Source organism: Streptomyces sp. NPDC052682 (assembly GCF_040678435.1).
Lineage (GTDB): Bacteria > Actinomycetota > Actinomycetes > Streptomycetales > Streptomycetaceae > Streptomyces.
This window is the reverse complement of the sequence record NZ_JBFATS010000002.1, coordinates 139,435-165,955: the sequence shown is the minus strand read 5'-3', so window position 1 is coordinate 165,955 and position 26,521 is coordinate 139,435. Positions and strand designations below refer to the sequence as shown.

Sequence of the window (26,521 nt, the reverse complement as noted above, 5' to 3'; positions counted from 1 at the left end):
GGGGTGCGCGGGGCCGCGGGCGCCTCGCCGGCGGACCCCCTTCCCCCCGCACCGCCACCCGCTACCGTTGACCGGATGAGCACCGAGGAGACCCCCGCGGCCCCGGCCCCCCGCTCCCTCGCGGAAGCCCTCCGCGCGCGGCACGACGACGCCCTGGCCGCCCTCCTGCGCAGCCGCCCGGACCTCATCACGCCCGTTCCGGCCGACCTGACCCAGCTCGCCACCCGGGCGGGGACCCGCGCCTCGGTCGTGCGCGCCCTCGAACACCTGGACCGGTTCGCGCTCCAGACGGCCCAGGCGCTGGCCGTGGCGGCGGACCCGGCGACGTACGACGAGTTGCTCGGTCTCATGGCGGGCGACGAGAAGGACCCCGCCGTCGCCGCCGCCCTGCCCCGCGCGCTGGGCACGCTGCGCGAGCAGGCCCTGGTGTGGGGCGGTGACGACCGGCTGCGGCTGGTCCGCACGGCCCGGGAGCTGCTGGCGCCCTCCCCGCAGCACCCCTCGCCGACCGGCCTCGGCCCGACCGTGCGGGAGGCCACGGCCGGCATGTCCCCGGGCCGGATCCAGGAGATCGTCACCACCGCCGGGCTGGCCTCCACCCACGACTCGGTCTCCGCCGTGACCGCCCTGACCTCGCTGTTCACCGACCGCGAGCGCATGGCCGCGCTGCTCGCCGGGGCGCCGGCCGACTCGCTGGAGGTGCTGGAACGGCTGGTGTGGGGCCCGCCGTACGGGCAGGTCACCGCAGACCCGGCGCCCCGGCTGCGCTGGCTGCTGGACCGCGGGCTGCTGCTGCCGACCGCGCCCGGCACGGTCGTACTGCCCCGCGAGGTCGCCCTGCACCTGCGGCGCGGGCGGGCGCACCGGACGCCCGAACCGGTGCCGCCGCCGGTGGAGGCCGCCGCCGCCCACCGTCCACAGGTGGTGGACACCACCGCGGCGGGGCAGGCGTACACCGCCCTGGCAACCGTCGAGGAGCTGCTGAAGGAGTGGGACGAGGGCGGCCCGGCCGTGCTGCGGGCGGGCGGGCTGAGCGTGCGGGACCTGAAGCGGACCGCGGTCGCCCTGGACGTGTCGGAACCGGTCGCGGCGTTCTGGGTGGAGCTGGCGTACGCGGCCGGGCTGGTCGCCTCCGACGGGGAGGCCGAGGAGCGGTACGCGGCCACCCCGGCGTACGACGAGTGGCTCCAGTCGCCCCCCGCCGAGCGCTGGGCGCGGCTGGCCACGGCCTGGCTGACCGCCACCCGCACGCCCGGACTGGTCGGCGGCCGGGACGCGAAGGACCGGACCCTGTCGGCGCTCGGCCCGGGCCTGGACCGGTCGGCGGCGCCCGAGGTGCGGCACCGGGTGCTGGCGCTGCTGGCCCACCTGCCGGAGGGCGCCGCGCCCGCCGCCGAGTCGGTGCTCGCCCGGCTGCGGTGGGAGCGCCCGCAGCGGCGCGAGGACGACCTGCGCGAACGGCTCGCCCGCTGGACCCTGTCGGAGGCCGAGATGCTCGGCGTCACGGGCCGGGGCGCGCTGTCGGCGCACGGGCGGGCCCTGCTCGGGGCGCCGGTGCACCACCGGACACCGCAGGAGGAACCCCCCGAAGGCCCCGAAGGCCCGGGCGACAAGCTGCCCGTCCACCACCGGCCCGCCCCCGCCCTGGCGCCGCTGCCCCCCGCCGAGCAGGCCACGGCCGCCGCGGCCGCCGCCCGGCTGCTCGCGCCGCTGCTGCCCGAGCCGCTCGACCACGTCCTGCTCCAGGCGGACCTCACGGCGGTGGCTCCCGGCCCGCTGCGACGCCCGCTCGCGGACATGCTCGGTGTGCTCGCCGACGTGGAGTCCAAGGGCGGGGCGACCGTCTACCGGTTCACCCCGGGCTCGGTACGGCGCGCCCTGGACGCCGGGCAGACCGCCGCCGACCTGCACGCCTTCCTCGCCGCGCACTCCCGTACGCCGGTGCCGCAGCCGCTGGCCTACCTGATCGACGACGTGGCCCGCCGGCACGGGCACCTGCGGGTGGGTGCCGCCTCGGCGTACGTGCGCTGCGACGACGACGCCGTGCTCAGCGAGATCCTCGCCGACAAGCGCGCCGCCGGCCTGGGGCTGCGCCGTCTCGCGCCGACCGTGCTGGCCGCCCAGGCCGGCCCGGCCGCGCTGCTGGACGGCCTGCGGTCGATGGGGTTCGCGCCGGCCGCCGAGTCGGCGGAGGGCGACGTGCTGATCACCCGCGCCCACGCCCACCGCACCCCGCCCCGCACGCCGCCCGAGCCGGTGCCGGACGGCCCGCCGGTGCCCGACGACACCCTGCTCGCCGCCGCGATCCGCGCCATCCGGGCCGGCGACCTCGCCTCCACCGCCCCGCGCAGACAGCCCGAGACCGGCACGGGCGCGGCCGTGGGCGGCGAACTGCCCCGGACCTCCTCCGCCGAGACCCTGGCCACCCTGCAGGCCGCCGTCCTGACCGGCGAGTCCCTGTGGATCGGCTACGTCAACGCCGACGGCGCCGCCAGCCAGCGCGTCATCGCCCCGGTCCGCGTCGAGGGCGGCTTCGTCACGGCGTACGACCACACCGCGGACGAGGTCCGGACGTATCCGCTGCACCGGATCACGGGGGTCGCGGAACTCGCCGACGGCGACCACTGAGGGATCAGCGGAGGGACCAGCGCAGGAATCACCCGTACGGGTGGAGGCCGGGTTCCCTGCACGGCACGCCGGGGACGTCCCGCCCGCGGGCGGTCCCGCCCGGCGTGTCGGCATGCGGCCGGTGGCCGCGGGCAGCCACCGGGTGTCCTGACCGAGCCCGGGGGCCCGCTGGGGCCGCCCGTGCGAGCGCAGCAGAAAGGAAGTCCCCGCGCCGCGGATCCGACGCGCCGGGAGGGCCGGCGAGCCCGGCCTCCCGTTCCGGGCCAGCCCGCCGGCCGTGACCGGCACCCCGTTCCTCGGCGATCCGGCCCGCTCCCGGGACTGCGGCTGGGCGGGGTGGCGCGGGCCACCGCGGCCCGGGGAACGATCAGGCACACTGGACGTTTGGCCGTTGTGGAAAGGGTGTGTGCCGCGCGTGAACGGACCGCTGATCGTCCAGTCCGACAAGACCCTGCTCCTGGAGGTCGACCACGAGCAGGCCGACGACTGCCGTCGGGCCATCGCGCCGTTCGCCGAGCTGGAGCGGGCCCCGGAGCACATCCACACCTACCGCGTCACCCCGCTCGGCCTGTGGAACGCCCGGGCCGCCGGGCACGACGCCGAGCAGGTCGTGGACGCGCTGGTGCAGTACAGCCGCTACCCGGTGCCGCACGCGCTGCTGGTCGACATCGCCGAGACGATGGACCGCTACGGCCGCCTCACCCTGAGCAAGCACCCCGCGCACGGCCTGGTCCTGACCACCACCGACCGGCCGGTGCTGGAGGAGGTGCTGAAGTCCAAGCGGATCGCGCCCCTGGTCGGCGCCCGGATCGACCCGGACACCGTGGCGGTGCACCCCTCGGAGCGCGGGCAGATCAAGCAGGTGCTGCTGAAGCTGGGCTGGCCCGCCGAGGACCTCGCCGGGTACGTCGACGGCGAGGCGCACCCCATCGAGCTGCGCGAGGACGGCTGGGCCCTGCGGCCGTACCAGAAGCAGGCCGTGGAGAACTTCTGGCACGGCGGCAGCGGAGTGGTCGTGCTGCCCTGCGGCGCCGGGAAGACCCTGGTCGGCGCGGGCTCCATGGCGCAGGCGAAGTCCACCACCCTGATCCTCGTCACCAACACCGTCTCGGCCCGGCAGTGGAAGCACGAGCTGGTGAAGCGGACCTCGCTGACCGAGGACGAGATCGGCGAGTACAGCGGGACGAAGAAGGAGATCCGGCCCGTCACCATCGCCACCTACCAGGTGCTGACGACGAAGCGGAAGGGCATCTACCCCCACCTGGAGCTGTTCGACTCCCGGGACTGGGGCCTGATCGTCTACGACGAGGTGCACCTGCTGCCCGCGCCGGTGTTCAAGTTCACCGCCGACCTCCAGGCCCGGCGGCGGCTCGGCCTGACCGCGACGCTCGTACGCGAGGACGGCCGCGAGTCGGACGTGTTCTCGCTGATCGGCCCGAAGCGGTTCGACGCGCCGTGGAAGGAGATCGAGGCGCAGGGCTACATCGCGCCCGCCGACTGCGTGGAGGTCCGGGTCAACCTCACGGACGCCGAGCGGCTGGCGTACGCCACCGCCGAGGCGGAGGAGAAGTACCGCTTCTGCGCCACGACGGACACCAAGCGCAAGGTGACCGAGGCGCTGGTGCGGCGCTTCGCCGGACAGCAGATCCTGGTCATCGGGCAGTACATCGACCAGCTCGACGAGCTGGGCGAGCACCTGGACGCGCCGGTCATCAAGGGCGAGACGTCCAACGCGCAGCGCGAGAAGCTGTTCGACGCCTTCCGGGAGGGCGAGATCAGCGTGCTGGTGGTGTCGAAGGTCGCGAACTTCTCGATCGACCTGCCCGAGGCGACGGTCGCCATCCAGGTGTCGGGCACGTTCGGGTCACGGCAGGAGGAGGCGCAGCGGCTGGGCCGGGTGCTCCGCCCCAAGGCGGACGGCCACCAGGCGCACTTCTACTCGGTGGTGGCCCGGGACACGATCGACCAGGACTTCGCCGCGCATCGGCAGCGGTTCCTGGCGGAGCAGGGATACGCGTACCGGATCATGGACGCGGACGAGCTGCTGGCGGAGAGCTGACCGGGGGCTGTCCCCGGTCACTTGCGTCGGACGAGGCCGGCCTCCGCGCCGTACTCGCCGAGGACGACCACGTCGAAGGCGGCGCCCAGGAACACGCGGACGGCACGGAGGGCGTCGCCGAGGGGGTGGTGGTGGCTGCCCTGCAGGGGCGTCGCTCCGGAGGGTCCGGGAGCCGGGGTGATGGTTGCTGCACTCATGTCTCCATGGTGGATTCCGGGACATAAGGAGGGCATCGGCCCAGGGACCGAGCCCGCGTCCGCCGCTCGTACGTCTGCGGAGTGACCCCTGCCCCTCAGGGGGGACGACCTCGTCCCCTAGGGGGCGGGAAAAACGGTTGGCCCCCGCTCGCGCCGGCGTCCTAGAATCCCCCCTCTTGCCCGCCTCCCCCAACGGAGTGCCGCCGGCCGCTCGGAAACCGGCCGGCAACCGCGGCCGTTCCCGGCAACCGCGGCCCGTCCCGCAGCAGGTCCTTCGGAGGCACCCCCTTGTCCACGCCCGTCGACGACGACCCCCTCTCCCGTGAACGCGCGCACCTCGCCGCGTCCCGGGCCGCCCTGCGCGCCATGCGCGAGGACGTCGAGTCCCTCGACATCAGCGACGTCACCGCGAACTGGGTCAACGCCCAGGTGCTGGCCCACCAGATCGAGGAACGCATCAAGGCGCTGGCCGACCTCAGCGACACCCCGCTGTTCTTCGGCCGGCTCGACTACCTGCACGCGCCCGGCGCCGACCAGGCCGAGGGTGCTCAGGGGGAGCGCTTCTACATCGGCCGGCGGCACGTCCACGACGCCGACGGCGACCCGATGGTCATCGACTGGCGTGCGCCGGTGTCGCAGCCGTTCTACCGGGCGTCCAAGAAGGACCCGATGGACATCGCGCTGCGCCGCCGCTTCGGCTACACCGGCGGCGAACTCACCGCGTACGAGGACGAGCACCTGTCCGACCCGGCCGAGGCGGCCAAGGCCAGCCGGCTGCTCCAGCAGGAGATCGAGCGGCCGCGCGTCGGCCCGATGCGCGACATCGTGGCGACGATCCAGCCCGAGCAGGACGAGATCGTCCGCAGCGACCTGTCCGGCTCGCTGTGCGTGCAGGGCGGTCCCGGCACCGGCAAGACCGCCGTCGGCCTGCACCGGGTGGCGTACCTGCTGTACGCGCACCGCGAGCGGCTCGCCCGCACCGGCACGCTGGTCATCGGCCCGAACCGGTCCTTCCTCAGCTACATCGAGCAGGTGCTGCCCGCGCTGGGCGAGCTGACCGTCCGGCAGGCCACGGTCGACGACCTGGTCGCGCACGTGGAGGTGCGCGGCACGGACGACCCGGCGGCCGCCCTGGTCAAGGGCGACGCGCGGATGGCCCAGGTGCTGCGCCGGGCCCTGTACTCCCACGTCACGCTGCCCACCGAACCGGTCGTGGTGGTCCGCGGCTCCCGCCGCTGGCGCGTCCCGGCGTACGAACTTCAGGACCTGGTCCGCCAGTTGCTGGACCGCGGCATCCGCTACGGCGCCGCCCGCGAGGCCCTGCCGCAGCGCATCGCGCACGCGGTGCTGGTGCAGATGGAACGGTCGGGCGAGGCGCCGGACGACCGGGTGCAGGACGCGGTCGCCCGCACCGGCGCGGTCAAGGCGGCCGTGAAGGAGATCTGGCCGGCCGTCGACCCGGCGAAGCTGGTGCTGCGCCTGCTGTCGGACGCGGACTTCCTCGCGGCACACGCCGACGGCCTGCTGAGCGAGGAGGAGCAGAAGGCGGTCCTGTGGACGAAACCGGCCCGGTCGGTGAAGTCCGCGAAGTGGTCGCCGGCGGACGCGGTGCTGATCGACGAGGCCACCGACCTCATCCAGCGCACCCCGTCCCTCGGGCACGTGGTGCTGGACGAGGCGCAGGACCTGTCCCCCATGCAGTACCGGGCGGTGGGCCGCCGCTGCACCACCGGCTCGGCGACGGTCCTCGGCGACCTCGCGCAGGGCACCACACCGTGGGCGACCCGCAGCTGGCAGGAGGCGCTGACCCACCTCGGCAAGCCGGACGCGCTGGTCGAGGAGCTGACGGCCGGCTTCCGCGTCCCGACCGACGTCATCGCCTACGCCTCGCGTCTCCTTCCCCACATCGCCCCGGGCCTGACCCCGGTGGCGTCGATCCGTGAGAACCCGGGCTTCTTCGAGGTGCGTCCGGTCACGGGCACCGCGGACGTGGTGGCGGCCTGCCGGGAGATGCTGGGCCACGAGGGCTCGACGGGCCTGATCGCGGCGGACGCCCGGGTCCCGGAGCTGGCGAAGGCGCTGGCGGCGGCCGGCATCTCCTGCCTCGCCCCCGGCGAGGAGACCACCCAGGACACCCGCCTGACCCTGGTCCCGGCCTCCCTCGCCAAGGGCCTGGAGTACGACTACGTCGTCCTGGACGAACCCCGGGCGGTGGTCGACGGCGAGCCCGACGAGCGCACGGGCCTGCGCCGCCTGTACGTCACCCTGACCCGAGCGGTCTCGGGCCTCCTCGTCACCCACCAGGCGCCGCTCCCGCCGCAGCTGGCCCCCTGAGGCACCTGCGCGGGCAGTCGTGCCGCTGGGGCGGCACGGGTGGGCGACGGGCCCCCCGCTCAAGCAAGGGTGGGGGAGGCACCCCGCAGCGCCGGTTTGCGCCCCCACCCCGCCCCGCCCCCCACGCGCCGGGCCGCTGTCAGACGCCGTCCAGCGCAGCCCGCCACCGCGCCACCGCCTCCACCGACACCGGCTCCCCCCACCCCCGGGGCCGAGCAGCCCCGCCGATGTGGAAGGCGCCCACGCCCGCGGCCCGCAGCACCGGCACATGATCCAGCCGCAGCCCGCCCCCCACCATCAGCTCCTGCCCGTACCCCGGCTCCCCCCGCCGCCCCGCCTCGGCGAGCAGCACGGGAAGCCCGTCGTCCACCCCACCGGCCGCCCCCGCCGTCAGATACGTGTCCAGCCCCGGCAGCCCGTCCAGCTGCTTGCGCAGCGCCTCCCGGTCGGCGGCCCGGTCGATCGCCCGGTGGAAGGTCCAGGCACACCCGTCCAGCGCCCCCACCACCCGCTCGACGGCCCCCAGGTCCACCCCGCCGTCCGCGTCGAGGAACCCGAGCACGAACTCCTCGGCCCCGGCCTCCCGCAACTCCCCCACGGCATCGACGAGTCGCCCGACGTCCCCCGCCGCGAACCCGTCGGCCGGCCGCACCATCACGCGTACGGGCACCTCGACCGCGCCCCGCACCCCGGCAACGGTGGCGGCCGGCGGGGTGAGCCCGTCGGCCGCCATGTCGGTGACCAGTTCGAGACGGTCCGCGCCTCCCGCCTGGGCGGCGACCGCGTCCTCGACGCCGAGGGCGATCACCTCCAGGACCGCACGCCTGCTCATGGGACCCCATTCGGTTGGACGACTACAGGTCTAGGCCAATGTACAGGTCTAGTCCACACCGTCACCGGACGTCATCCACCCGGGTCCCTCAGCGGAAGATGTTCAGCTCCCCTTCCTCCGCGCCCGCCAGCTCGTACGACGCCCCGCCCACGGGCCGGCCCGCGTACAGCCGCACGAGGGTGGCGGCGTCCCCGATGTACCGGGCCGGAGGCCGGTCCCCGGCCAGGTGGTCGCCCAGCCGCAGCGGCTCGTCCCAGTCGTCCAGGTCGGCGTGCAGCGGCAGGTGCCCCTTCTCCCGGGTGACCTGGGCGAGCAGCGTCAGCGCGTACGGCAGCGCCTCCCCCGCGTACGCCCCGGGCTCCCCCAGCGCCTCGCGCACATCCCCGGCGTGCACCCACTCGCCCAGCGCGATCCCGTCCAGCGGCCCGCCCGCCTTGGCGATCACGGGCCCGGCCTCGGTCATCCCGCGCTCGAGCTCGTCCACCACCTCGGCGTTGCTCCACCCGGCCCGCTCGGCGATGTCCCGGTCGTTCGACTCGGGCGAGAACACCCCCTTCTCGAACCGGCTCTCCACCACCCGCGTCAGCGCGGCCGAGCAGTGCGCCAGCACGTCCCGCACCGTCCAGCCCGGGCACCCGGCGGCCGGCCGCGTGAAGTCCTCATCGCCCCGGGCCCGCAACAACGGGATCAACGCGTCCCGCTCGGCGGCCAGCAGCCGCCCGGGCAGCTCGGGGTCTCGTACATCGTGCACATCAGCTGGAGTCGTCATGCCCTCCACGCTAGGGGCACCGCCCCCCCGGGGCGGGAGAATGACCCCATGGCCGAACCCGAAGCCCTGCGCGCCCGCTTCGTGCGCGCCCTGGAAGCAGCCCGGGGCGCCGCCGGCGGGCCCGACCCGGTGCCGTACGCCGACAACCTGCTGGCCCGCTGGCAGGAGCCGCAACGCCGGTACCACACGCTCACCCACCTCGCGGCGGTCCTCGACCACATCGACGTGCTGGAGGAGTACGCCGACGACCCGGACGTCGTACGCCTCGCCGCCTGGTTCCACGACGCCGTGTACCTGCCCGACCGCTCCGAGAACGAGGAGCGCTCCGCGCGCCTCGCCGAACGCGCCCTGCCCGAGGCCGGCGTCAGCGCCGGGAAGACCGCCGAGGCCGCCCGTCTCGTCCGCCTCACCGTCACCCACGACCCCGCCGACGACGACGCCAACGGCCAGGTCCTGTGCGACGCCGACCTCGCCGTCCTCGCCTCGCCCCCGTCGGCGTACGCCGCCTACACCGCCGCCGTCCGCGAGGAGTACCACTTCGTCCCGAACGACGCCTTCCGCTCCGGCCGCGCCGCGATCCTGCGCCAACTCCTCGGCCTGCCCCGCCTGTTCCGCACCCCGTACGGCCGGCAGAAGTGGGAGGCGACAGCCCGCTACAACCTCCGCGCCGAGCTGGAAATGCTGTCGACGTGACGCGGCCGGGCCGCCTAGCCTCGCCCCTATGCACAATGCTGTGGGCGGGGAACAGGTGGAGGAGGCCGTCACGCACTGCGTGGCGCTGCTGCGGACGGTCGCGGACCGGGACTGGGAAGGGGTGACGGCGGGCCGGCTGGAGTGGAGCTGCCGGCAGACGGCCGACCACATCCCGCACGCCTTCCTCATGTACGCGGCGCAGTTGGCGGGGCGCGGCCACGCCACGCGCGTCCCCTTGCGCATCACCGTCGCCGAGGGCACCGACAACGCCGGCGCCCTGCAGGCCATCGAGGCGACCGCCGCCGTGCTCGTCACCACGATCCGCAGCGCGCCGCGCGCGGTCCGCGGCTTCCACCCGTACCCGTTCCGCAGCGCGAACCGCGAGGGCTTCGCCGCGATGGGCGTCGCCGAGGTGCTGCTGCACACCCACGACATCACCGAGGGCCTGGGCGTGGCGTACGAACCGCCCGCCGAGCTGAGCACGTTCGTCCTGACCCGGATCTTCCCGCACGTCCAGCCCGGCCCCAGCCCCTGGCAGACCCTGCTGTGGGCCACCGGGCGCGCGGACCTGCCCGGCCGTGCCCCGGTCACCGAGTGGTGCTGGTACAACAATCCGGTCCTGCCCACCGACCGCCTCACCCTGGAGGGCGTCACCCCGGCCGCCGCGATGGACCTGGCGTCCGGCGGCGACGGCGGTTTCACCTGGCTCACCGGCGGGCCCATCGAGGGCACCCGGGAGGGCGCGGGCATCGGCGTGAAGCAGTACGAGGCCGGGGTGCTGCGCCCGCAGTGGGGCATGTACGTCCTGGTCCGCCGCGAGGACGACCGGGCGGTCGGCGCCATGGGCTTCCACGGCGCCCCGGACGAGGACGGCCGGGTCGAGGTCGGCTACGACCTGGTGCCGGACGCGCGCGGCCACGGCTACGCCACGGAGGCGCTGCGCGCGCTGTCGGCGTGGTCGCTCCGGCAGGACGGCGTACGGGCCGTCACCGCCGTGATCGACCGGGCCAACGTGCCGTCGCAGAACGTCGTCACGCGCGCCGGATTCACCCGGGTCGCCGAGAACGAGGAACAGCTCGTCTACGAGCTGCGCGCGTCCCGCGACTGAGCCCGGCCCTCGCCCCGGCCGTCGTCCCGGCTCTCGTCCCGGCCGCCCCGCCCCTTGCGCCTGCGCAGCCCGGCCCCGTTCAGCAGCCGCACCACCTCGCGGCTGCTGACCCGCACCGCCCCGGCGCGCACCACCTCCGCGTAGCGGTGCTCGGGGATGTCGTAGTGGTCGCGTTCGAAGGCGCGGCGCGGGATGCCCAACCGGTCGGCGAAGGCGTGCAGTTCGTCGTACGAGACGTCGCTGACGAGGTGGGACCACAGTCGGCCGTGGCCGGGCCAGGTCGGGGGGTCGATGTACACCGTCACGACGAGGCCGTCCCGCCGGTGGCCTCGCCCAGCGACCCCACCGCCGCGACCTTCACGCCCGCCTTGGCGCACACCCAGTGCGGGTCGGGGCCGAGTTCGGGTTCGACGTCGAGCGCGTGCGGGTCGCCGCTGCCGCACACCGGGCACAGCGGCCAGCGTCCGTACCGTTCCAGCAGGGCGTCCTGCACGTCCTGGGCGACCAGCCCGGCCACGTAGGCGGCGCCCTCCGGCCACTGTTCGACCCACCACCGCCGCTGGGTGACGGAGTCCTCGACCAGCGAGACGACGTCCGCCTCGGCGACCCGGCCCGCGACCAGGTCGGCCAGTACGCGTGCGCGCGCCGCGTGCAGCGCCTGCTCCAGGGGGCTGACGGGGTTGTCGGTGGGGCTCATGCACCCATTGTGCGCACGCTTGACCGTGCCACCGAGACGAAAATACCTTTCAGGAGTGACCCAGGACGTGAAGGGAATTTTCGGAGACGGGCTCGCAGGCGGGCGGGGCCGCCCGGGCGTCACCCCGCCCCCGCCCGCCGCCCTCGCGGCCAAAGTCCGCACCCTGGCCCCGTCGATGACCCGGTCCATGCAGCGGGTCGCCGAGACCGTCGTGAGCGACCCGGCCGGCTGCGCGGCCCTCACCGTCACCGGCCTCGCCGAACGCACCGGCACCAGCGAGGCGACCGTCGTACGCACCGCCCGCCTGCTCGGCTATCCGGGCTACCGCGACCTGCGCCTGGCGCTGGCGGGCCTGGCCGCCCAGCAGGAGTCCGGCCGGGCCCCCGCCATCACCACGGACATCGCGGTCGACGACCCGATCGCCGACGTGGTCGCGAAGCTGGCCCGTGACGAGCAGCAGACGCTCGCCGACACCGCCGCCGGCCTCGACACCGCCCAGCTCGGCGCGGCCGTCGCCGCCCTGGCCGCCGCCCGCCGCACCGACGTGTACGGCGTCGGCGCCTCCGGCCTGGTCGCTCAGGACCTCACGCAGAAGCTGCTGCGCATCGGCCTGATGGCCCACGCCCACAGCGACCCGCACCTGGCGGTGACCAACGCCGTGCAGCTGCGCGCGGGGGACGTGGCGATCGCCATCACCCACTCCGGGTCCACCGGGGACGTCATCGAGCCGCTCCGCGTGGCCTTCGAGCACGGCGCGACGACCGTGGCGATCACCGGCCGCCCGGACGGCCCGGTCACCCAGTACGCCGACCATGTGCTGACCACCTCCACCGCCCGGGAGAGCGAACTGCGCCCGGCGGCGATGTCGTCCCGCACCAGCCAGCTGCTGGTGGTGGACTGCCTGTTCGTGGGCGTGGCGCAGCGGACGTACGACACGGCGGCGCCCGCCCTGTCGGCGTCGTACGAGGCACTCGCGCACCGGCACCGTCCCCGTGCCGGAAACGGCTGACCGGCCCTTTTCGGTCATGTGAGTGGCTACTGATGGAAGCGAGGGCGTGGGTACAGGTGGCAGCACCGGAAAGTGCTCAGGTACGGCCAAGTACACCTTCTGACGCCTCGGGAGACCCTGCATGTTTGCTCTCATTGAACTCGCCAATGACCGACCCGACGGGCCGTCCTGGTCTCCTTACCTGGCCATCGGCTTGTTCGTCGCAGCCATGATTTTCGTCGGTGTCATGTATGCCAAACGGCGTCGCTGAGTCCCTATAAGGCGTCGAACACGCGAAACGGCCTTGGGGTCCAGAGGGCCGGCCACCGAGCCGGGCTCACCTCGGGCGCGCTTTTCGGGGTGGCGTTCTTGGTGAGCAGGGCCCGCAACAAGTAGGACCGGCCCGACGGGCCCTCGTCGGAGGGGCCTCTCCTCAGAGAGGCCCCTCCAGGTGTCCTGTGAGCACAGGTCGGCTTGACGACTTCGCTACAGGTCGCCGGTACGGTGGCTGGAGGCACGCGGGACGGGGATCAGCCTCAGCCGCCCGTTCCGTCCCGCCGCCGGCCGGCCGTACGACGAAAGAACCGCCCTGTGATGACCTCCCCGCCCGACCCCCGTGACGTCAGAGCCGAGTTGGAGTCGCTGGCCACCGAGGCGTTCCGGCCCGAGCTCGCGGACATCGACCGGCTGGCGACCCTCGACCTCGCGCGGCTGATGAACGGGGAGGACGCGACGGTCGCCGGGGCGGTCGCGCGGCGGCTGCCGGAGATCGCCGCCGCGATCGACGCCGTGGCGGAGCGGATGGCGCGCGGCGGGCGGCTGATCTACGCGGGCGCGGGCACGGCCGGCCGGCTCGGCGTGCTGGACGCCTCCGAGTGCCCGCCCACCTTCAACACCGACCCCGCGCAGGTGGTGGGTCTCATCGCGGGCGGCCCCAAGGCCCTGGTCACCTCCGTCGAGGGCGCGGAGGACTCCGGGGACCTGGCGAGGACGGACCTGGACGCGCTGCGCCTCACCCCCGAGGACACGGTCGTCGGCATCTCCGCGTCCGGCCGCACCCCGTACGCCCTCGGCGCGGTCGCACACGCCCGGGCCCGCGGGGCCCTGACCGTCGGCCTGGCCTGCAACCCCGGCAGCGCGCTGGCGGCGGCCGCCGACCACGGCATCGAGATCGTGACCGGCCCGGAACTGCTGACGGGCTCCACCCGCCTGAAGGCCGGTACGGCCCAGAAGCTCGTCCTCAACATGCTGTCGACGATCACGATGATCCGGCTGGGCAAGACCTACGGGAACCTGATGGTCGACGTCCGCGCCTCCAACGACAAGCTGCGCGCCCGCTCCCACCGCATCGTCGCCCTGGCCACGGGCGCCACCGACGCGGAGATCGAACGGGCCCTGGCCGCCACGGACGGCGAGGTCAAGCACGCCATCCTCGTCCTCCTGGCCGACGTGGACGCCCCGACGGCCGCCCGTCTCCTGCACGAGTCGGACGGCCATCTGCGGGCGGCCCTGGCGGCGGCCCGCTGACCTCAGCCGACGGCGATCCGCTGCAGGTCCGCGCGGGCGGCGGACGGCTCCGCCTCCGCCCGGCCGGCCGCGGACCGCTCGGCCTCCGCCTTGTCGGCCAGGGCGTTGACGGCCTGGTTGAAGCGCTCCATCGAGGTGGGGTGGTCCGGGCCCAGCACGTACTCCTTCAGGGTGCGGCGCTCGGCGGCCATCGGGTCGTGGCGCGGCTCGCGCACGGCGCGCAGGATCTCCGGCAGCCGGGTGCAGGCACGGTCCAGGAGGTAGGCGCCGCCCGCGGTGGTGTACGCGGCCCGGAACTCCTCCTCGGGCAGGTCGTGGGCGTTGGTCAGGACGTACGGCTTGAGGCTGGCCACGAAGTCGGCGACCACGGACGACACGTCGCTGATCAGCATGTCTGCCTGGTTGAAGCACTCGTACAGCGTCGGCAGCTGCTTGAGGATCACGTGGTGGCGCAGCTCGCCGCGGCTCTCCCAGAAGACGCGGTGCCACTCGGCGCGCAGCGCGTGCCACTCGGCCGCGCCCTCGCGGTCGGGCACCCGGGCCTGGCGGGTCTGCTGGGCGTCGTCGCCCCGCTGCCGCCCGGCCAGTTCGTCGAGCCGGGCCTGGATCTCCGCCAGACGGGGCCGGGCGGCGGCGATCGCGGCCTCGGTGCGCTCGGCGTCGCGCCGCGCGTTGTCGGCGCGCAGCAGCTCCCGGACGGCCCGGTCCGCCTCGGCGGCCTCGCGTGAGCGCTTGCCGGTCAGCGGGTGCGGCTTGTAGATGACCCGGACGTTCTCCGCGAGCAGCTTCTCCACCAGGGTCACGCCCATCGGGATCAGCGAGGTGTGGCAGTCGTCGTCGCTCCAGCCCTCCCAGGTCGGCGCGTACAGCACGACGGGCAGCGGGCCCGGGGCGTGGTCGGCGTGCAGCCGGATCGGCGTCAGCTGCGGACGGCCCACCTCGACGATGGCCTCGTCGCTGATGGCGTGCCGCACCCGCTGGTAGCGGTCCCGGCCGGCCTTCCCCGCCACCCATATCTCGTCGTACACCTTGCTGACCCGGTTGCTGCTGGCGAGCTTGTCGCTGTCGCCGTGCCCGATGAACACGTGCTTGGCCTCGGCGACCCGCAGCATGTGCACGTTCTTGCCCGCGTTGCCCGGGTAGAGCACCACCCGCACGCCGGACAGCTCCAGCTGCGCCAGGTCGTCGGCCTTCGGCACGCACACGACGGGGATCCACGTACGGCTCAGATACCGGAACGACGCCCGCTCCCGCAGGATGATCACCGGCCGCCGGTCGAGCTGTTCCAGTGTCTCGATCCACATGTTGACCTGGTACATGAAGTCCCGGGACACCGAGGCGAAGCTGAAGTACAGCGCGACCTCGGGCCGGTACCCGGCCAGCTGCCGGTTGACCTCCCCGAGCACCGCGTCCCGCGACGGCATCCGCCGGGCCCGGCGCAGCTGCCCCAGCACCGCCACCACGGCCGCCACCGACAGCCCGGCCGTCAGCGCGTAACCGAGCTGCGCCGGGTACCAGGTCCCGGCCGCCAGCGCGGCGAGCAGCCCGGCGTGGGCGGGCACGTCCAGGTGGAGCAGCTTGCGCAGGTAACGCCGGTGGAGCAGGGCGGGCGGCTGCTGCGGGATGCCCGCCTCGCTCATGTCCAGGTTCCGCACGATCACCGGCAGCATGCGGCGCCGCCGGATCGCGTGGTGCACCGCCGTGTACAGCATCACCAGCGCGAAGTGCCCGCTGAGCACGGCCAGCGCGGCCACCGGCACCGTCTCCGGCGCGTCCATCCGCTCCGCCAGGGCCAGCAGCATCACCGTCCGTACGGCGAACCGCAGCGTCCGCGTCAGCTGGAGCGTCGCCAGCCGCCGTACGAAGTTCGGGGCACGGACGTGCAGCACCTCGTCCGCGGCGTAACTCACGGCCGACGCGACCGCGAAGCCCCACAGGGACGGCAGCAGCGCGAAGACGGGCAGGGCGGTGAACCCGGCGGCGAACAGGAACACCAGGAGCAGGTCGGTCTTCCCGCGCACACGCAGGACACCGCACAACCAACGGATCATCATGGACAGGCTTCCTCTAGGGGGGTGGCGTGTCTTCCGGGGTGGCGTGCGGTGGGGCGTACGCCGTGTACGCGCGATACGCCTGTTCGACGACGGTGGGGGCCGAAAGGTTGTACACCTGACGATCACCTGTCATTCACCCGGGTTTGACTACCGTTGGCCTCCCGGTCGACCTGCCGCACCCGGGCCCGCAGCGTCTCCCCGGCGGGCAGCGAGCGCAGCACCTCGGGCCCTGCTGGGCGCGGAACTGCGCCACGCCCGCGAGGCACTTGGCCGAAGCGGTGGAAGTGGAGGCGATCAAGCGTGGCGGGTCCGGCGGCGACTGCCTCGAAGTAGCCGAAGGCCACCCCGCCCTGGTCCCCGTGCGCGACTCCAAGAACCCCCACGGCCCGAAGCTCGTGTTCCGGGCCGAGACCTGGGCCGCGTTCGTCGCGAACCTCAAGGACGGGGCCGCCTGAGCCTCGGGCGCCGAGCTTCGAGCCCTCTTTCCAAGGAACGGGTGGAAGGCTCCAACCCACCCTCCCACCCTGCGTGTTGACCTGACGCGTTCGACTTGCCACAGACAGTGACGGACCTCTAGCGTGCCTGCATAAAGCAACAGCCCCCGCCCGGTGCGGCAACACCTGCGGGGGCTTAACCAACGAGATCGAACACGGACCGATCCCATGGCTGAGACAGACTTTAGTGCGCCCGCGCTGCCCGCGCACCCCCTGGCCAGGCCCGGCTACGGCAAGCGCTCCGCCCCCGACCAACTCCGCCGCACGAGCCACGACTTCGCCCACCTCCCACCCCGCGAAGCCGCCATCGCCGCCTACCTGGACCGGCTCCCCGACGGCGCCGACATCTCCGTGAAGACGCTGGCCAGACAGCTGCCGTACGGTCAGTGCGCCCTGCGCACCGCCCTCAACCGCCTCCAGGACGCGGGGCATCTGCGCCGGGGCCGGGAGTGTGTGACGGCGCAGGACGGAAGTTCCCGCTGGATCACCCGAACGTGGTGGTCCCGCACCGCGCGGGACGACGACTGGTGGTCGGCCTTCACCCGCGGGGACGTACCGGAGCGGCAGCCGGAAGCTCCGCGGCCCCCCACCCGCTCCCGCGCCCACGTCCTCCTGGCCGCCCTCGGCCGCACGGAGCCCGTCCTGTCCCTCTCCCAGACCGACTGCGCCGCCCTCGCCCCGCTGGTGACGGAGTGGTTCGCGCGGGGCGCCTCGGAAGACGACGTACTGCGGGCGCTGACGGCCGGTCTGCCGACCCCGGTGCACCACCCCGCCGCCCTGGTGCGCACCCGCCTGACCGGCAAACTCCCGCCGCCGGCACCCGCTCCCCGCCCGCACCTGCGGATGCTGGAGTGCGCGACCTGCGGCGCTCCGGGGCACCCGGAGGCCCTGCCGGGAGGCCGTTGCAGCGCCTGCCGGGGCGAACACGCCCCTGCCCGCTCCAGTACGCCGCTGCCGCCCTCCATGATCCACGCTCGCGCTGCCGAGATCCGTGCCGCGATGGCCCGACGGCAACAAGAAAGAACGCCCGTACGACCGCTCCTACGGTCCGACCTGTGACCACAATTGACCCCATGAACCACGCCCAGCTCACCGCCCTGGGCCGCGCCCTCCGCCTCCTCGGCGAGCACGGCGAGGCCCTCACCGCCGACACCCCGGACGCCAAGCTGCACGAGGTCAGGGCGGACCTGAAGCGTGCCCTGGACCTGCTGGAGGACAGCGTCACCACGGCCGCGCCCAGCACACGCTGCCCGGAGCATCCGAACGGGCCCGTCGACACGGCCGCTCCCGACCTGTGCCTGCTGTGCGAGACCCGCCGCAGGGCCGCCCGCCGCGCCGAGTACGCGGGCGGCGGCGCACCGCAGCCCCGGCCCGCCGAGCCCGCCCCGTCCCGCTACGGGATGCGCGGCGACCGCCCCCAGCCCCAGCAGCGCTGGCTCCCGGAAGCCTGGAACGGCCAGGCCTGGCAGCTGTGCGGCACCCCGCGCCGGGACCGCCGCGAGGCCGAGCTGTACATCGCGGCCCAGCTGCGCGGCCCCCGGCCCGCGCGGGCGTACCGGCTCGTGCACGAGTTCACCGACTACGAGGTGCTGCGCGTGTGGGGCACGCCCGTACGGGTCGACATCGAGCCGATGGGCAACCTGTAGCGCTCAGAGAAGCGGCAGGGGCGCGAACGCGTACCCCTCCCACAGGCGCCGCGACGCCTCCTCCGGGTACGGCCTGACCTCCGGCTCCGCGTCCAGCACCTGCGTCAGCCGCCGCCGTGTGTCGTACACCGGCCAGCCCGGGTCGCCGCTGCGCGCGAACGCCGTCCACGACGCCCGGAAACGCGACGACAGCGCCCGCGCCTGCGCTGACTCCCCGGCCCCGGCGAAGAGCAGACCCCCCAGATCCGCCTGGTACGTGCCGAACAGCAACGGGACGTCCAGGCCGTGGCAGGCGCCCAGCGCACCGCCCTCGGCCGGGGCCGCCCAGGTCAGTTCGTAGAGGTGGGCGCGCCCGCCGCCCGCCACCTGCGCCTCGGCCAGGTGCAGCGAGGGCATGCTGAACAGCCAGTCGCTCTGGACGCGTTCGTAGAGCTCGCCCGGCGTCGCCCGCGGGAACGCGGCGCGGTAGGCGCGCTCCCCGCCCGGCCCGCCCGGCGCGAACAGGCGCAGCGCCGAGGCCGCCTGCTCGTCGGTGATCTGCCCGAGGCGCCCGGACATGGCGACGAAGAGGCGGAACTCGTCGCGGTTGTGGCCCACCACCAGGTCGGTGTCGCGGGCCGCGCCCGCCGCCAGGGCCTGCCAGGGCGTCACCGGCAGGACGTCCCCGTCGACGACCGGCGAGAACGGGGTCACGGTCGGCGCGGCCTGCCCCCACCGGTCGACGTACTGCAGCATCTTCGCGCTCAGCGACGCACCGGCCTCGGTCAGCCGGCGCGGCTCCACCCTCGCCAGGTCGGCGACGGCCGGGCGCAGCCCCACCTCGGCGGCGAGGGCGGTGCCGATGTCCCGGGCCAGCTCGTCGGAGAAGAAGGTGCCCGGCACGCTCTGGGCGATGGCCCGCCGGAACAGTCCGGCCGCGCGCGGCATGGCCAGCAGTGCGGCGATCGAGCCCGCGCCCGCCGACTCGCCGAAGACGGTGACCTGGTCCGGGTCGCCGCCGAAGGCGGTGACGGTGTCCCGGACCCACTCCAGGGCGGCGACCTGGTCGAGCAGGCCGCGGTTGGCGGGCGCGCCCTCGATGTGGGCGAACCCCTCCATGCCCACACGGTAGTTGAGGCTCACGACCACCACGTCCCCGTCGCGGGCGAGGTGCCGGGCGTCGTAGCCGGGGCTGCCGGAGTGGCCGATCTTGTAGGCGCCGCCGTAGATCCACACCATGACGGGGCGGCGGGCCGCCGGGTCGGGGTCGGGTGTCCAGACGTTGACGGTCAGCCAGTCGTCGCCCTCGGCCGCGTCCAGGCCGTCCGCCGGGCCCAGGCCGGCCGCGTCCTGCGGGGGCGGCGGGCCGAAGACGTACGCGTCCCGCACGCCGTCCCAGGCGGGCACCGGCCGGGGCGCCGCGAAGCGGGCCTCGCCCACCGGGGGCGCGGCGAACGGTATCCCGCGGAACACCGCCAGCCCGTCCTCCCAGCGCCCGCGGACCGTACCGGCACCGGTACGGACCACGGGCCCGGCGGAGTCGTCGGCCTTCGAGGGGCGGGACTGCGCTGTCGCCATCGTGGACTCCTCACTACGCAACCGTGGGAGGCCACCACAATTGATGGCGACAACAAAGAGCAGTGCGTGCGCGGAGTCAGCTGAGCGTCTTCAGTGACGCCGGGTCGTACGCCGTCAGCTCGCCGACGCGGCCGTCCAGCACCTTCGCCGCCCACTCGGGGTCCTGGAGCAGCGCCCGCCCGACGGCGACCAGGTCGAACTCGTCCCGCTCCAGCCGCTCCAGGAGGTTGTCGAGGCTGCCGACCTCGGCGCCCTGCCCCTGGAACGCCTTGATGAAGTCGCCGTTCAGGCCGACCGAGCCGACGGTGAGGGAGGGCTTGCCGGTGAGCTTCTTGCTCCAGCCGGCCAGGTTCAGGTCGGAGCCCTCGAACTCCGGCAGCCAGTAGCGGCGGGTGGAGGCGTGGAAGGCGTCCACACCGGCCGCCGCGAGCGGGGTCAGGATGGCCTCCAGCTCCTCCGGCGTCTCGGCGAGGCGGGCGTCGTAGGCCTCCTGCTTCCACTGCGAGTAGCGGAAGATCACCGGGAACTCGGGGGAGACGGTCTCCCGTACGGCCGCGACGATCTCGGCGGCGAACCTGGTGCGGGCGACCGGGTCGCCGCCGTAGGCGTCGGTGCGGCGGTTGGTGCCCGCCCACAGGAACTGGTCGACGAGGTAGCCGTGCGCGCCGTGGATCTCCACGCCGTCGAAGCCGATCCGCTCGGCGGCGGCCGCGGCCTCGGCGAACGCGCCGATGACGTCGTCGATGTCCCGCTGGGTCATCGCCGTGCCGGCCTCGCTGCCGTCGAGGCGCAGCCCGGAGGGGCCGAGGGCGGGGGCGTCCGGGAAGGGCGGCTCGCCCTGCTTGCGGACCATGCCGATGTGCCACAGCTGCGGCACGATGGTGCCGCCCGCCGCGTGCACCGCCTCGGCGACCTTGGCCCAGCCCGCGAGCTGCTCCTCCCCGTGGAACCGCGGCACCCGGTCGCTCTGCCCGGCCGAGGGGTGGCCGACGTAGGTGCCCTCGGTGACGATCAGCCCGACCCCGGCGGCGGCACGGCGCGCGTAGTACGACACGACGTCCTCGCCGGGGATGCCGCCCGGGGAGAACATCCGGGTCATGGGCGCCATCGCGATGCGGTTCGGGACGGTCAGGCCGTTGATGGCGACGGGCCGGGAGAGGATCTCGGCGGCGCGGGCGGCCGGGGACTCGGTGAGGGACACGGGACGGCTCCTTGCGAAGGGACCAGCTGGTATGTGCATGCGCATGGACGCTGCGTCCGTGTCAACTCCCGCACGCCTCACCGGCATCCCGCCGGCCGCTGTGATCCCGGACACGCCCGAGGGCGGCACCCCCTGCTGGAAGGGAGTGCCGCCCTCGGTCACGGAAGGACGGTCGATCAACCGGAACCGGTCGATCAGAAGTCCATGTCACCGCCCGGCATGCCGCCACCGGCGGGCGCGGCGGCCTTCTCCGGCTTGTCGGCGATGACGGCCTCGGTGGTCAGGAACAGCGCGGCGATGGAGGCGGCGTTCTGCAGGGCGGAACGGGTCACCTTCGCCGGGTCGATGATGCCCTCGGCGATCATGTCGACGTACTCACCGGTCGCGGCGTTCAGGCCGTGGCCCGGGGTGAGGTTGCGGACCTTCTCCACCACGACGCCGCCCTCGAGGCCGGCGTTGACGGCGATCTGGGTCAGCGGGGCGGTCAGCGCCTTGCGGACGATCTCGGCACCGACGGCCTCCTCGCCCTCCAGCTCCAGCTTCTCGAAGGAGGTCTGCGAGGCCTGGACCAGGGCCACGCCACCACCGGCGACGATGCCCTCCTCGACGGCCGCCTTGGCGTTGCGGACGGCGTCCTCGATGCGGTGCTTGCGCTCCTTGAGCTCGACCTCGGTGGCGGCACCGGCCTTGATGACGGCCACGCCGCCCGCGAGCTTGGCCAGGCGCTCCTGGAGCTTCTCGCGGTCGTAGTCGGAGTCGCTGTTCTCGATCTCGGCGCGGATCTGGTTCACCCGGCCCTGGACCTGCTCGGCGGAGCCGGCACCGTCGACGATGGTGGTCTCGTCCTTGGTGATGACCACCTTGCGGGCCTTGCCCAGCAGGTCGAGGGTGGCGTTCTCCAGCTTGAGGCCGACCTCCTCGGAGATGACCTCGCCGCCCGTGAGGATGGCGATGTCGCCGAGCATGGCCTTGCGGCGGTCGCCGAAGCCCGGGGCCTTGACGGCGACGGACTTGAAGGTGCCGCGGATCTTGTTGACGACCAGGGTCGACAGGGCCTCGCCCTCGACGTCCTCGGCGATGATCAGCAGCGGCTTGCCCGACTGCATGACCTTCTCCAGCAGCGGGAGCAGGTCCTTGACGGAGGAGATCTTGGAGTTGGCGATCAGGATGTAGGGGTCGTCGAGGACGGCCTCCATACGCTCCATGTCGGTGGCGAAGTACGCCGAGATGTAGCCCTTGTCGAAGCGCATACCCTCGGTGAGCTCCAGCTCCAGACCGAAGGTCTGGGACTCCTCGACGGTGATGACGCCTTCCTTGCCGACCTTGTCCATGGCCTCGGCGATGAGCTCGCCGATCTGGGTGTCGGCGGCGGAGATGGAGGCCGTGGAGGCGATCTGCTCCTTGGTCTCGACGTCCTTCGCCTGCTCCAGCAGGGCGGCGGAGACGGCCTCGACGGCCTTCTCGATACCGCGCTTGAGGGCCATCGGGTTGGCGCCGGCGGCTACGTTGCGCAGGCCCTCCTTGACCAGGGCCTGGGCGAGCACGGTCGCGGTGGTCGTACCGTCACCGGCGACGTCGTCCGTCTTCTTGGCGACTTCCTTGACCAGCTCGGCGCCGATCTTCTCGTACGGGTCCTCGAGCTCGATCTCCTTGGCGATGGAGACACCGTCGTTGGTGATCGTGGGGGCGCCCCACTTCTTCTCGAGGACGACGTTGCGGCCCTTCGGGCCGAGGGTCACCTTGACGGCGTCCGCGAGCTGGTTCATGCCGCGCTCGAGGCCGCGCCGCGCCTCCTCGTCGAACGCGATGATCTTGGCCATGTGAAGTGGTCCCTCCAGGACTGGGGGTGATTACTTCGGACCGCGCCCGCGCCCGCGACGGACGGCCCCCGACCGGTGGTTCCTTGCCCCACCTGGTCCGTGGCCTCACCGACCCGGTCCTTCCAGTTGTCACTCTCACCTTCAGAGTGCTAACGCCAATGATTAGCACTCGACATAGGCGAGTGCAAGCGGCTCGGGGGTAGGCCGGGCCTTCTCAGCCCGGGGCGAACAAGGCTTCGAGCCGCTCCCGGGCAGGCCGAAGGGCCCGCACCCCGGGGGGTACGGGCCCTTGCGAGAAGACCGTGTGTCAGCGGTTGGTCGTCGGTCGCGCGTTCAGGCGGTGACGCGCACCATGTCGGCCTGCGGGCCCTTCTGGCCCTGCGAGATCTCGAACTCGACCCGCTGGCCCTCTTCCAGGGTGCGGTAGCCGTCCATCTGGATCGCGCTGTAGTGGACGAAGACGTCCGCACCACCGTCGACCGCGATGAAGCCGTACCCCTTCTCCGCGTTGAACCACTTGACGGTGCCCTGAGCCATGCCTAACTCCCCTATTACTGGCCCTTGCACAGATCCACACTTCGCGGATCCGGGTCAGACCTCACCCCCCAACGGTTGGGGGCGTGCGCCGGAACGCGTCGACCGCGGCCGAATGTATCTGCCCAACTGCCGTCTGCAACAGGTCAATCGGACGAGAAATCTGGACGCACCCGGTCCGGAATGTGGCGAGAATTCGCCTGAATTCGGGGCAAGTCAGGCCGCACAAAGGGAACAAAAGCCGCGAAAGACGCGCACACTTTGGCTACATCTCGACGGGCGTACGGCAGGAAAAACAGGGTTACGCAACAGCGGAGCGGCATCGCGTTCCCCAACTGTACCGCGATCAACCACACTGAATTGCCCCCTCCGCTTCTCTTACGGAGGGGGCAATCCGGCAAACGCTGCGTGACAGCCGTTACCGAAGGTAACGAGCAAGCCGTTTCAGCCGCCGGCGACGGCCGGAATGATGGACACGCCCGCGCCCTCGGGCGTCGGCGTCTGGAGCCCCTGCTCGAAGCGCACGTCGTCGTCGTTGACGTAGACGTTGACGAACCGGCGCAGCTTGCCCTGGTCGTCCAGGACACGGGCGGCGATGCCGGTGTGGTTCTTCTCCAGGTCCGCGATGACCTCGGCGAGGGTCGCGCCCTCGGCCGTGACCTCGGCCTGACCGCCGGTGTAGGTGCGCAGGATGGTGGGGATGCGGACGGTGACGCTCACGGTGGAACCTCCGGTAGGGGAACGAAGCCAGGGGCGCGAGGAACCGCGGGCCGGCCCCCACCGGCCCGCAGCGGACGACGGTCTAGACGAGTCCGGCCTCGCGGAAGGAGTCGAGGGTGGGACGGATGGTCGCGGTCAGCCCGGTGCCCGCCACCGCGTCCAGCGTCTTGAGACCATCGCCCGTGTTCAGCACGACCGTCGTCAGGGCCGGGTCCAGCACCCCGTTCTCGATCAGCTTGCGCGTCACCCCCACGGTCACGCCACCGGCGGTCTCCGCGAAGATGCCCTCCGTGCGCGCGAGCAGCTTGATCGCGTCGACGACCTGCTCGTCCGTCACGTCCTCCACCGCGCCGCCGGTCCGCCGCGCGATGTCCAGCACGTAGGGCCCGTCCGCCGGGTTGCCGATGGCGAGCGACTTGGCGATGGTGTCCGGCTTCTGCGGGCGCACCACGTCGTGCCCGGCCTTGAAGGCCGTGGACACCGGCGAGCACCCCTCGGCCTGGGCACCGAAGATCTTGTACGGCCGGTCCTCGACGAGCCCCAGCTTGATCAGCTCCTGAAGACCCTTGTCGATCTTGGTGAGCTGGGAGCCGGAGGCGATCGGCACCACGATCTGGTCCGGCAGCCGCCAGCCGAGCTGCTCGCAGATCTCGTAGGCGAGGGTCTTGGAGCCCTCCGCGTAGTACGGCCGCAGGTTGACGTTGACGAAGCCCCAGCCCTCGCCCGCCGGGTCGCCGATCAGCTCCGAGCAGAAGCGGTTCACGTCGTCGTAGTTGCCCTCGATGCCGACGAGCTCGCCGCCGTAGACCGCGGCCATGACGACCTTGCCCTGCTCCAGGTCGTGCGGGATGAACACGCAGGAGCGGAAGCCGGCCCGTGCGGCGGCGGCGCCGACGGCGCCGGCCAGGTTGCCGGTGGAGGAGCAGGACAGCGTCGTGAAGCCGAAGGCGCGGGCCGCCTCCAGGGCCTGGGCGACCACGCGGTCCTTGAAGGAGTGCGTCGGGTTGCCGGAGTCGTCCTTCACGTACAGGCCGCCGGTCACGCCGAGCTCGCGCGCCAGGTTGTCGGCCTGGACGAGCTTGGTCCAGCCCGGGTTCAGGTTCGGCTTGGCGGCCACGTCCGCGGGGACGGGCAGCAGCGGCGCGTAGCGCCAGATGTTCGCGGGGCCCGCCTCGATGCGCTTGCGGAGCTCCTCGGCGTCGTACGCGGAGAAGTCGTAGGCGATCTCCAGCGGGCCGAAACACTCCTCGCAGGCGAAGACCGGTCCGAGGGGTACCCGGTGACCGCACTCGCGGCAGGACAGCGCGGCGGCCGGACCCAGGTCGACGGACGGAGCGGCGGGATTGCTGGTGCTTGCAACGGTCTGCACAGCCATGGAGGCGAGGCCCTTTCTCCTCATCTTCCTCACGACGCATCTCGCCGTGAGACGGAATTGGCACCTTCCCTGGCCGGGAGCCTCGCGTGACGCAACGAGACCGGATCAGGGGGGTTGCCGGGGCTTCATCGGGCCGTGTCCCTCTGCCCCTCTGGATGAGCTGTATGAGGTTGTCAACGGCGGCGACCCTCGAGCACGGGATCGGACATGCGATGGTCATCCGCGTTGTTCAAGACTGTAACCGAAGGCCAGGACAGTTGAGATAGTCGTCCGAACCGCGAGACAAACAGTGAGGAGCCGCCCACCGTGCTGGAAGAAGTCGAGCGCTGGCTGAGCACCCGCTCCTGGTCCGTGACCGATCGCCCGCTCCACCAGATCCTGGCCGCGAAGCAGCGCACGGGCCAGTCGGTCTCCGTCGTGCTGCCCGCGCTCAACGAGGAGGAGACGGTCGGCGACATCGTCGCGATCATCCGTCACGACCTGATGCAGCAAGTTCCCCTCGTCGACGAGATCGTCGTCGTCGACTCGGGGTCGACCGACCGTACGTCGCAGGTGGCCGCCGCCGCGGGCGCGACGGTGGTGCACCGGGACCGGATCCTGCCGCGCGTGCCCACCGTGCCCGGCAAGGGGGAGGTGCTGTGGCGCTCCCTGCTGGTCACCCGCGGGGACATCGTCTGTTTCGTCGACGCCGACCTGAGGGAGTTCTCCTCCGACTTCGTCTCGGGGATCGTCGGCCCGCTGCTCACCGACCCGGACGTGCACCTGGTGAAGGCCATGTACGACCGTCCGCTCGGGTCGGCGGCCGGGCAGGGCGGGCGAGTGACCGAGCTCATGGCCCGGCCCCTGCTCAACATGCACTGGCCGCAGCTGGCCGGGTTCGTGCAGCCGCTGGGCGGCGAGTACGCGGCCCGCCGCTCGCTGCTGGAGCAGCTGCCCTTCCCCGTCGGGTACGGCGTGGAGCTGGGCATGCTCGTCGACGCCCTGCACCTGGTGGGCCTGGACGCCCTCGCCCAGGTGGATGTCGGGGTGCGCAAGCACCGCCACCAGGACGGCCAGGCGCTCGGCCGGATGGCCGCCGCGATCTACCGCACGGCCCAGCTGCGGCTGGCCCGCGGCCACCTGATCCGGCCGTCGCTGACCCAGTTCGAGCGGGGCGAGGACGGCTTCGAGCCGCGGACGTACTCGGTGGACACCGAGGAACGGCCGCCGATGGTGGAGATCGCCGAGTACCAGGAACGCACGGCGGCCTGACCGCGACGGCGGCCCGGACGGCCTGATACGGGCGTGC

At 73.1% G+C, this 26,521-nt stretch carries 23 protein-coding genes and 1 riboswitch; of the genes, 11 read left to right on the top strand and 12 right to left on the bottom strand.

Annotated features, from left to right (window positions below; translation table 11 throughout):
* Positions 1-75: 75 nt before the first annotated feature.
* Together AB0K80_RS03215 and AB0K80_RS03210 are read left to right on the top strand one after the other, a co-directional pair.
* Positions 76-2,628: a helicase C-terminal domain-containing protein gene (locus tag AB0K80_RS03215; RefSeq protein ID WP_365665273.1), complete on the top strand. Its 2,553-nt coding sequence runs from the start codon at positions 76-78 to the stop codon at positions 2,626-2,628.
* 415 nt (positions 2,629-3,043) lie between these two features.
* Positions 3,044-4,687, top strand: a complete 1,644-nt coding sequence (locus AB0K80_RS03210) for a DNA repair helicase XPB (protein ID WP_365665271.1) — start codon at positions 3,044-3,046, stop codon at positions 4,685-4,687.
* A gap of 17 nt (positions 4,688-4,704) precedes the next feature.
* On the opposite strand, the gene AB0K80_RS03205 is transcribed toward AB0K80_RS03210, so the two are convergent.
* On the bottom strand, positions 4,705-4,884 hold the full coding sequence (locus AB0K80_RS03205) for a hypothetical protein (RefSeq protein WP_365665269.1): 180 nt from the start codon (positions 4,882-4,884) through the stop codon (positions 4,705-4,707).
* A gap of 288 nt (positions 4,885-5,172) precedes the next feature.
* On the opposite strand from AB0K80_RS03205, the gene AB0K80_RS03200 reads away from it, so the two are divergent.
* Positions 5,173-7,218: an AAA family ATPase gene (locus AB0K80_RS03200; protein ID WP_365665267.1), complete on the top strand. Its 2,046-nt coding sequence runs from the start codon at positions 5,173-5,175 to the stop codon at positions 7,216-7,218.
* Positions 7,219-7,357: 139 nt separating this feature from the next.
* Here the strand turns inward: AB0K80_RS03200 and AB0K80_RS03195 are convergent, their stop codons facing one another.
* Together AB0K80_RS03195 and AB0K80_RS03190 are read right to left on the bottom strand one after the other, a co-directional pair.
* The gene (locus AB0K80_RS03195; RefSeq protein WP_365665265.1) at positions 7,358-8,050 is read right to left on the bottom strand and encodes a copper homeostasis protein CutC; all 693 of its coding nucleotides are present in this window, start codon (positions 8,048-8,050) and stop codon (positions 7,358-7,360) included.
* 88 nt (positions 8,051-8,138) lie between these two features.
* Positions 8,139-8,819, bottom strand: a complete 681-nt coding sequence (locus AB0K80_RS03190) for a maleylpyruvate isomerase family mycothiol-dependent enzyme (RefSeq protein ID WP_365665263.1) — start codon at positions 8,817-8,819, stop codon at positions 8,139-8,141.
* Between the two features lie 48 nt (positions 8,820-8,867).
* Between AB0K80_RS03190 and AB0K80_RS03185 the strand changes: the two genes are divergently transcribed.
* Positions 8,868-9,512, top strand: coding sequence for a hypothetical protein (locus AB0K80_RS03185; protein WP_365665261.1), 645 nt, complete (start codon positions 8,868-8,870; stop codon positions 9,510-9,512).
* A 28-nt stretch (positions 9,513-9,540) separates the two neighbouring features.
* Complete coding sequence (locus AB0K80_RS03180; protein WP_365665259.1) at positions 9,541-10,620, top strand: GNAT family N-acetyltransferase; 1,080 nt, start codon at positions 9,541-9,543, stop codon at positions 10,618-10,620.
* Here AB0K80_RS03180 and AB0K80_RS03175 read toward each other — a convergent pair.
* Entirely contained in the window at positions 10,593-10,925 is a 333-nt protein-coding gene (locus AB0K80_RS03175) for a DUF4031 domain-containing protein (RefSeq protein ID WP_365665257.1), read from the bottom strand. The two genes, AB0K80_RS03180 and AB0K80_RS03175, sit on opposite strands and share 28 nt — an antisense overlap.
* Complete coding sequence (locus tag AB0K80_RS03170) at positions 10,922-11,317, bottom strand: hypothetical protein (RefSeq protein WP_365665255.1); 396 nt, start codon at positions 11,315-11,317, stop codon at positions 10,922-10,924. Before AB0K80_RS03170 ends, AB0K80_RS03175 begins: the two co-directional genes overlap by 4 nt.
* A gap of 55 nt (positions 11,318-11,372) precedes the next feature.
* On the opposite strand from AB0K80_RS03170, the gene AB0K80_RS03165 reads away from it, so the two are divergent.
* The gene (locus tag AB0K80_RS03165; RefSeq protein WP_365665254.1) at positions 11,373-12,326 is read left to right on the top strand and encodes a MurR/RpiR family transcriptional regulator; all 954 of its coding nucleotides are present in this window, start codon (positions 11,373-11,375) and stop codon (positions 12,324-12,326) included.
* 573 nt (positions 12,327-12,899) lie between these two features.
* Positions 12,900-13,832 (top strand): N-acetylmuramic acid 6-phosphate etherase, encoded by a 933-nt coding sequence (murQ, locus tag AB0K80_RS03160; protein ID WP_365665252.1) that lies wholly within the window; start codon positions 12,900-12,902, stop codon positions 13,830-13,832.
* A gap of 2 nt (positions 13,833-13,834) precedes the next feature.
* On the opposite strand, the gene AB0K80_RS03155 is transcribed toward murQ, so the two are convergent.
* Complete coding sequence (locus AB0K80_RS03155) at positions 13,835-15,886, bottom strand: hypothetical protein (RefSeq protein WP_365665250.1); 2,052 nt, start codon at positions 15,884-15,886, stop codon at positions 13,835-13,837.
* A 266-nt stretch (positions 15,887-16,152) separates the two neighbouring features.
* On the opposite strand from AB0K80_RS03155, the gene AB0K80_RS03150 reads away from it, so the two are divergent.
* The 3 genes from AB0K80_RS03150 (at position 16,153) to AB0K80_RS03140 (ending at position 18,026) form a co-directional block, all read left to right on the top strand.
* Complete coding sequence (locus AB0K80_RS03150) at positions 16,153-16,341, top strand: DUF397 domain-containing protein (RefSeq protein ID WP_365665248.1); 189 nt, start codon at positions 16,153-16,155, stop codon at positions 16,339-16,341.
* Between the two features lie 207 nt (positions 16,342-16,548).
* Positions 16,549-17,439, top strand: a complete 891-nt coding sequence (locus tag AB0K80_RS03145) for a hypothetical protein (protein WP_365665247.1) — start codon at positions 16,549-16,551, stop codon at positions 17,437-17,439.
* 14 nt (positions 17,440-17,453) lie between these two features.
* Positions 17,454-18,026 carry a hypothetical protein gene (locus AB0K80_RS03140; protein ID WP_365665835.1) on the top strand — a complete coding sequence of 191 codons (573 nt, stop codon included), beginning with the start codon at positions 17,454-17,456 and terminating at the stop codon, positions 18,024-18,026.
* 3 nt (positions 18,027-18,029) lie between these two features.
* Here the strand turns inward: AB0K80_RS03140 and AB0K80_RS03135 are convergent, their stop codons facing one another.
* The 6 genes from AB0K80_RS03135 to thrC all read right to left on the bottom strand — a co-directional run bounded on the left by AB0K80_RS03135 (position 18,030) and on the right by thrC (position 25,233).
* Positions 18,030-19,583 (bottom strand): carboxylesterase family protein, encoded by a 1,554-nt coding sequence (locus AB0K80_RS03135; protein ID WP_365665245.1) that lies wholly within the window; start codon positions 19,581-19,583, stop codon positions 18,030-18,032.
* A 76-nt stretch (positions 19,584-19,659) separates the two neighbouring features.
* On the bottom strand, positions 19,660-20,784 hold the full coding sequence (locus AB0K80_RS03130) for an NADH:flavin oxidoreductase (RefSeq protein ID WP_365665243.1): 1,125 nt from the start codon (positions 20,782-20,784) through the stop codon (positions 19,660-19,662).
* A 194-nt stretch (positions 20,785-20,978) separates the two neighbouring features.
* Positions 20,979-22,604 (bottom strand): chaperonin GroEL, encoded by a 1,626-nt coding sequence (gene groL, locus AB0K80_RS03125; protein ID WP_365665242.1) that lies wholly within the window; start codon positions 22,602-22,604, stop codon positions 20,979-20,981.
* Between the two features lie 333 nt (positions 22,605-22,937).
* Complete coding sequence (locus tag AB0K80_RS03120; RefSeq protein WP_004986573.1) at positions 22,938-23,141, bottom strand: cold-shock protein; 204 nt, start codon at positions 23,139-23,141, stop codon at positions 22,938-22,940.
* Between the two features lie 441 nt (positions 23,142-23,582).
* Positions 23,583-23,858 carry a MoaD/ThiS family protein gene (locus AB0K80_RS03115; protein WP_365665240.1) on the bottom strand — a complete coding sequence of 92 codons (276 nt, stop codon included), beginning with the start codon at positions 23,856-23,858 and terminating at the stop codon, positions 23,583-23,585.
* Positions 23,859-23,940: 82 nt separating this feature from the next.
* The gene (gene thrC / locus AB0K80_RS03110) at positions 23,941-25,233 is read right to left on the bottom strand and encodes a threonine synthase (protein ID WP_365665238.1); all 1,293 of its coding nucleotides are present in this window, start codon (positions 25,231-25,233) and stop codon (positions 23,941-23,943) included.
* 17 nt (positions 25,234-25,250) lie between these two features.
* Positions 25,251-25,395, bottom strand: a riboswitch (SAM riboswitch).
* A gap of 144 nt (positions 25,396-25,539) precedes the next feature.
* Here thrC and AB0K80_RS03105 point away from each other — a divergent pair.
* Positions 25,540-26,484, top strand: coding sequence for a glucosyl-3-phosphoglycerate synthase (locus AB0K80_RS03105; RefSeq protein ID WP_365665236.1), 945 nt, complete (start codon positions 25,540-25,542; stop codon positions 26,482-26,484).
* The last annotated feature ends 37 nt before the right edge of the window (positions 26,485-26,521 follow it).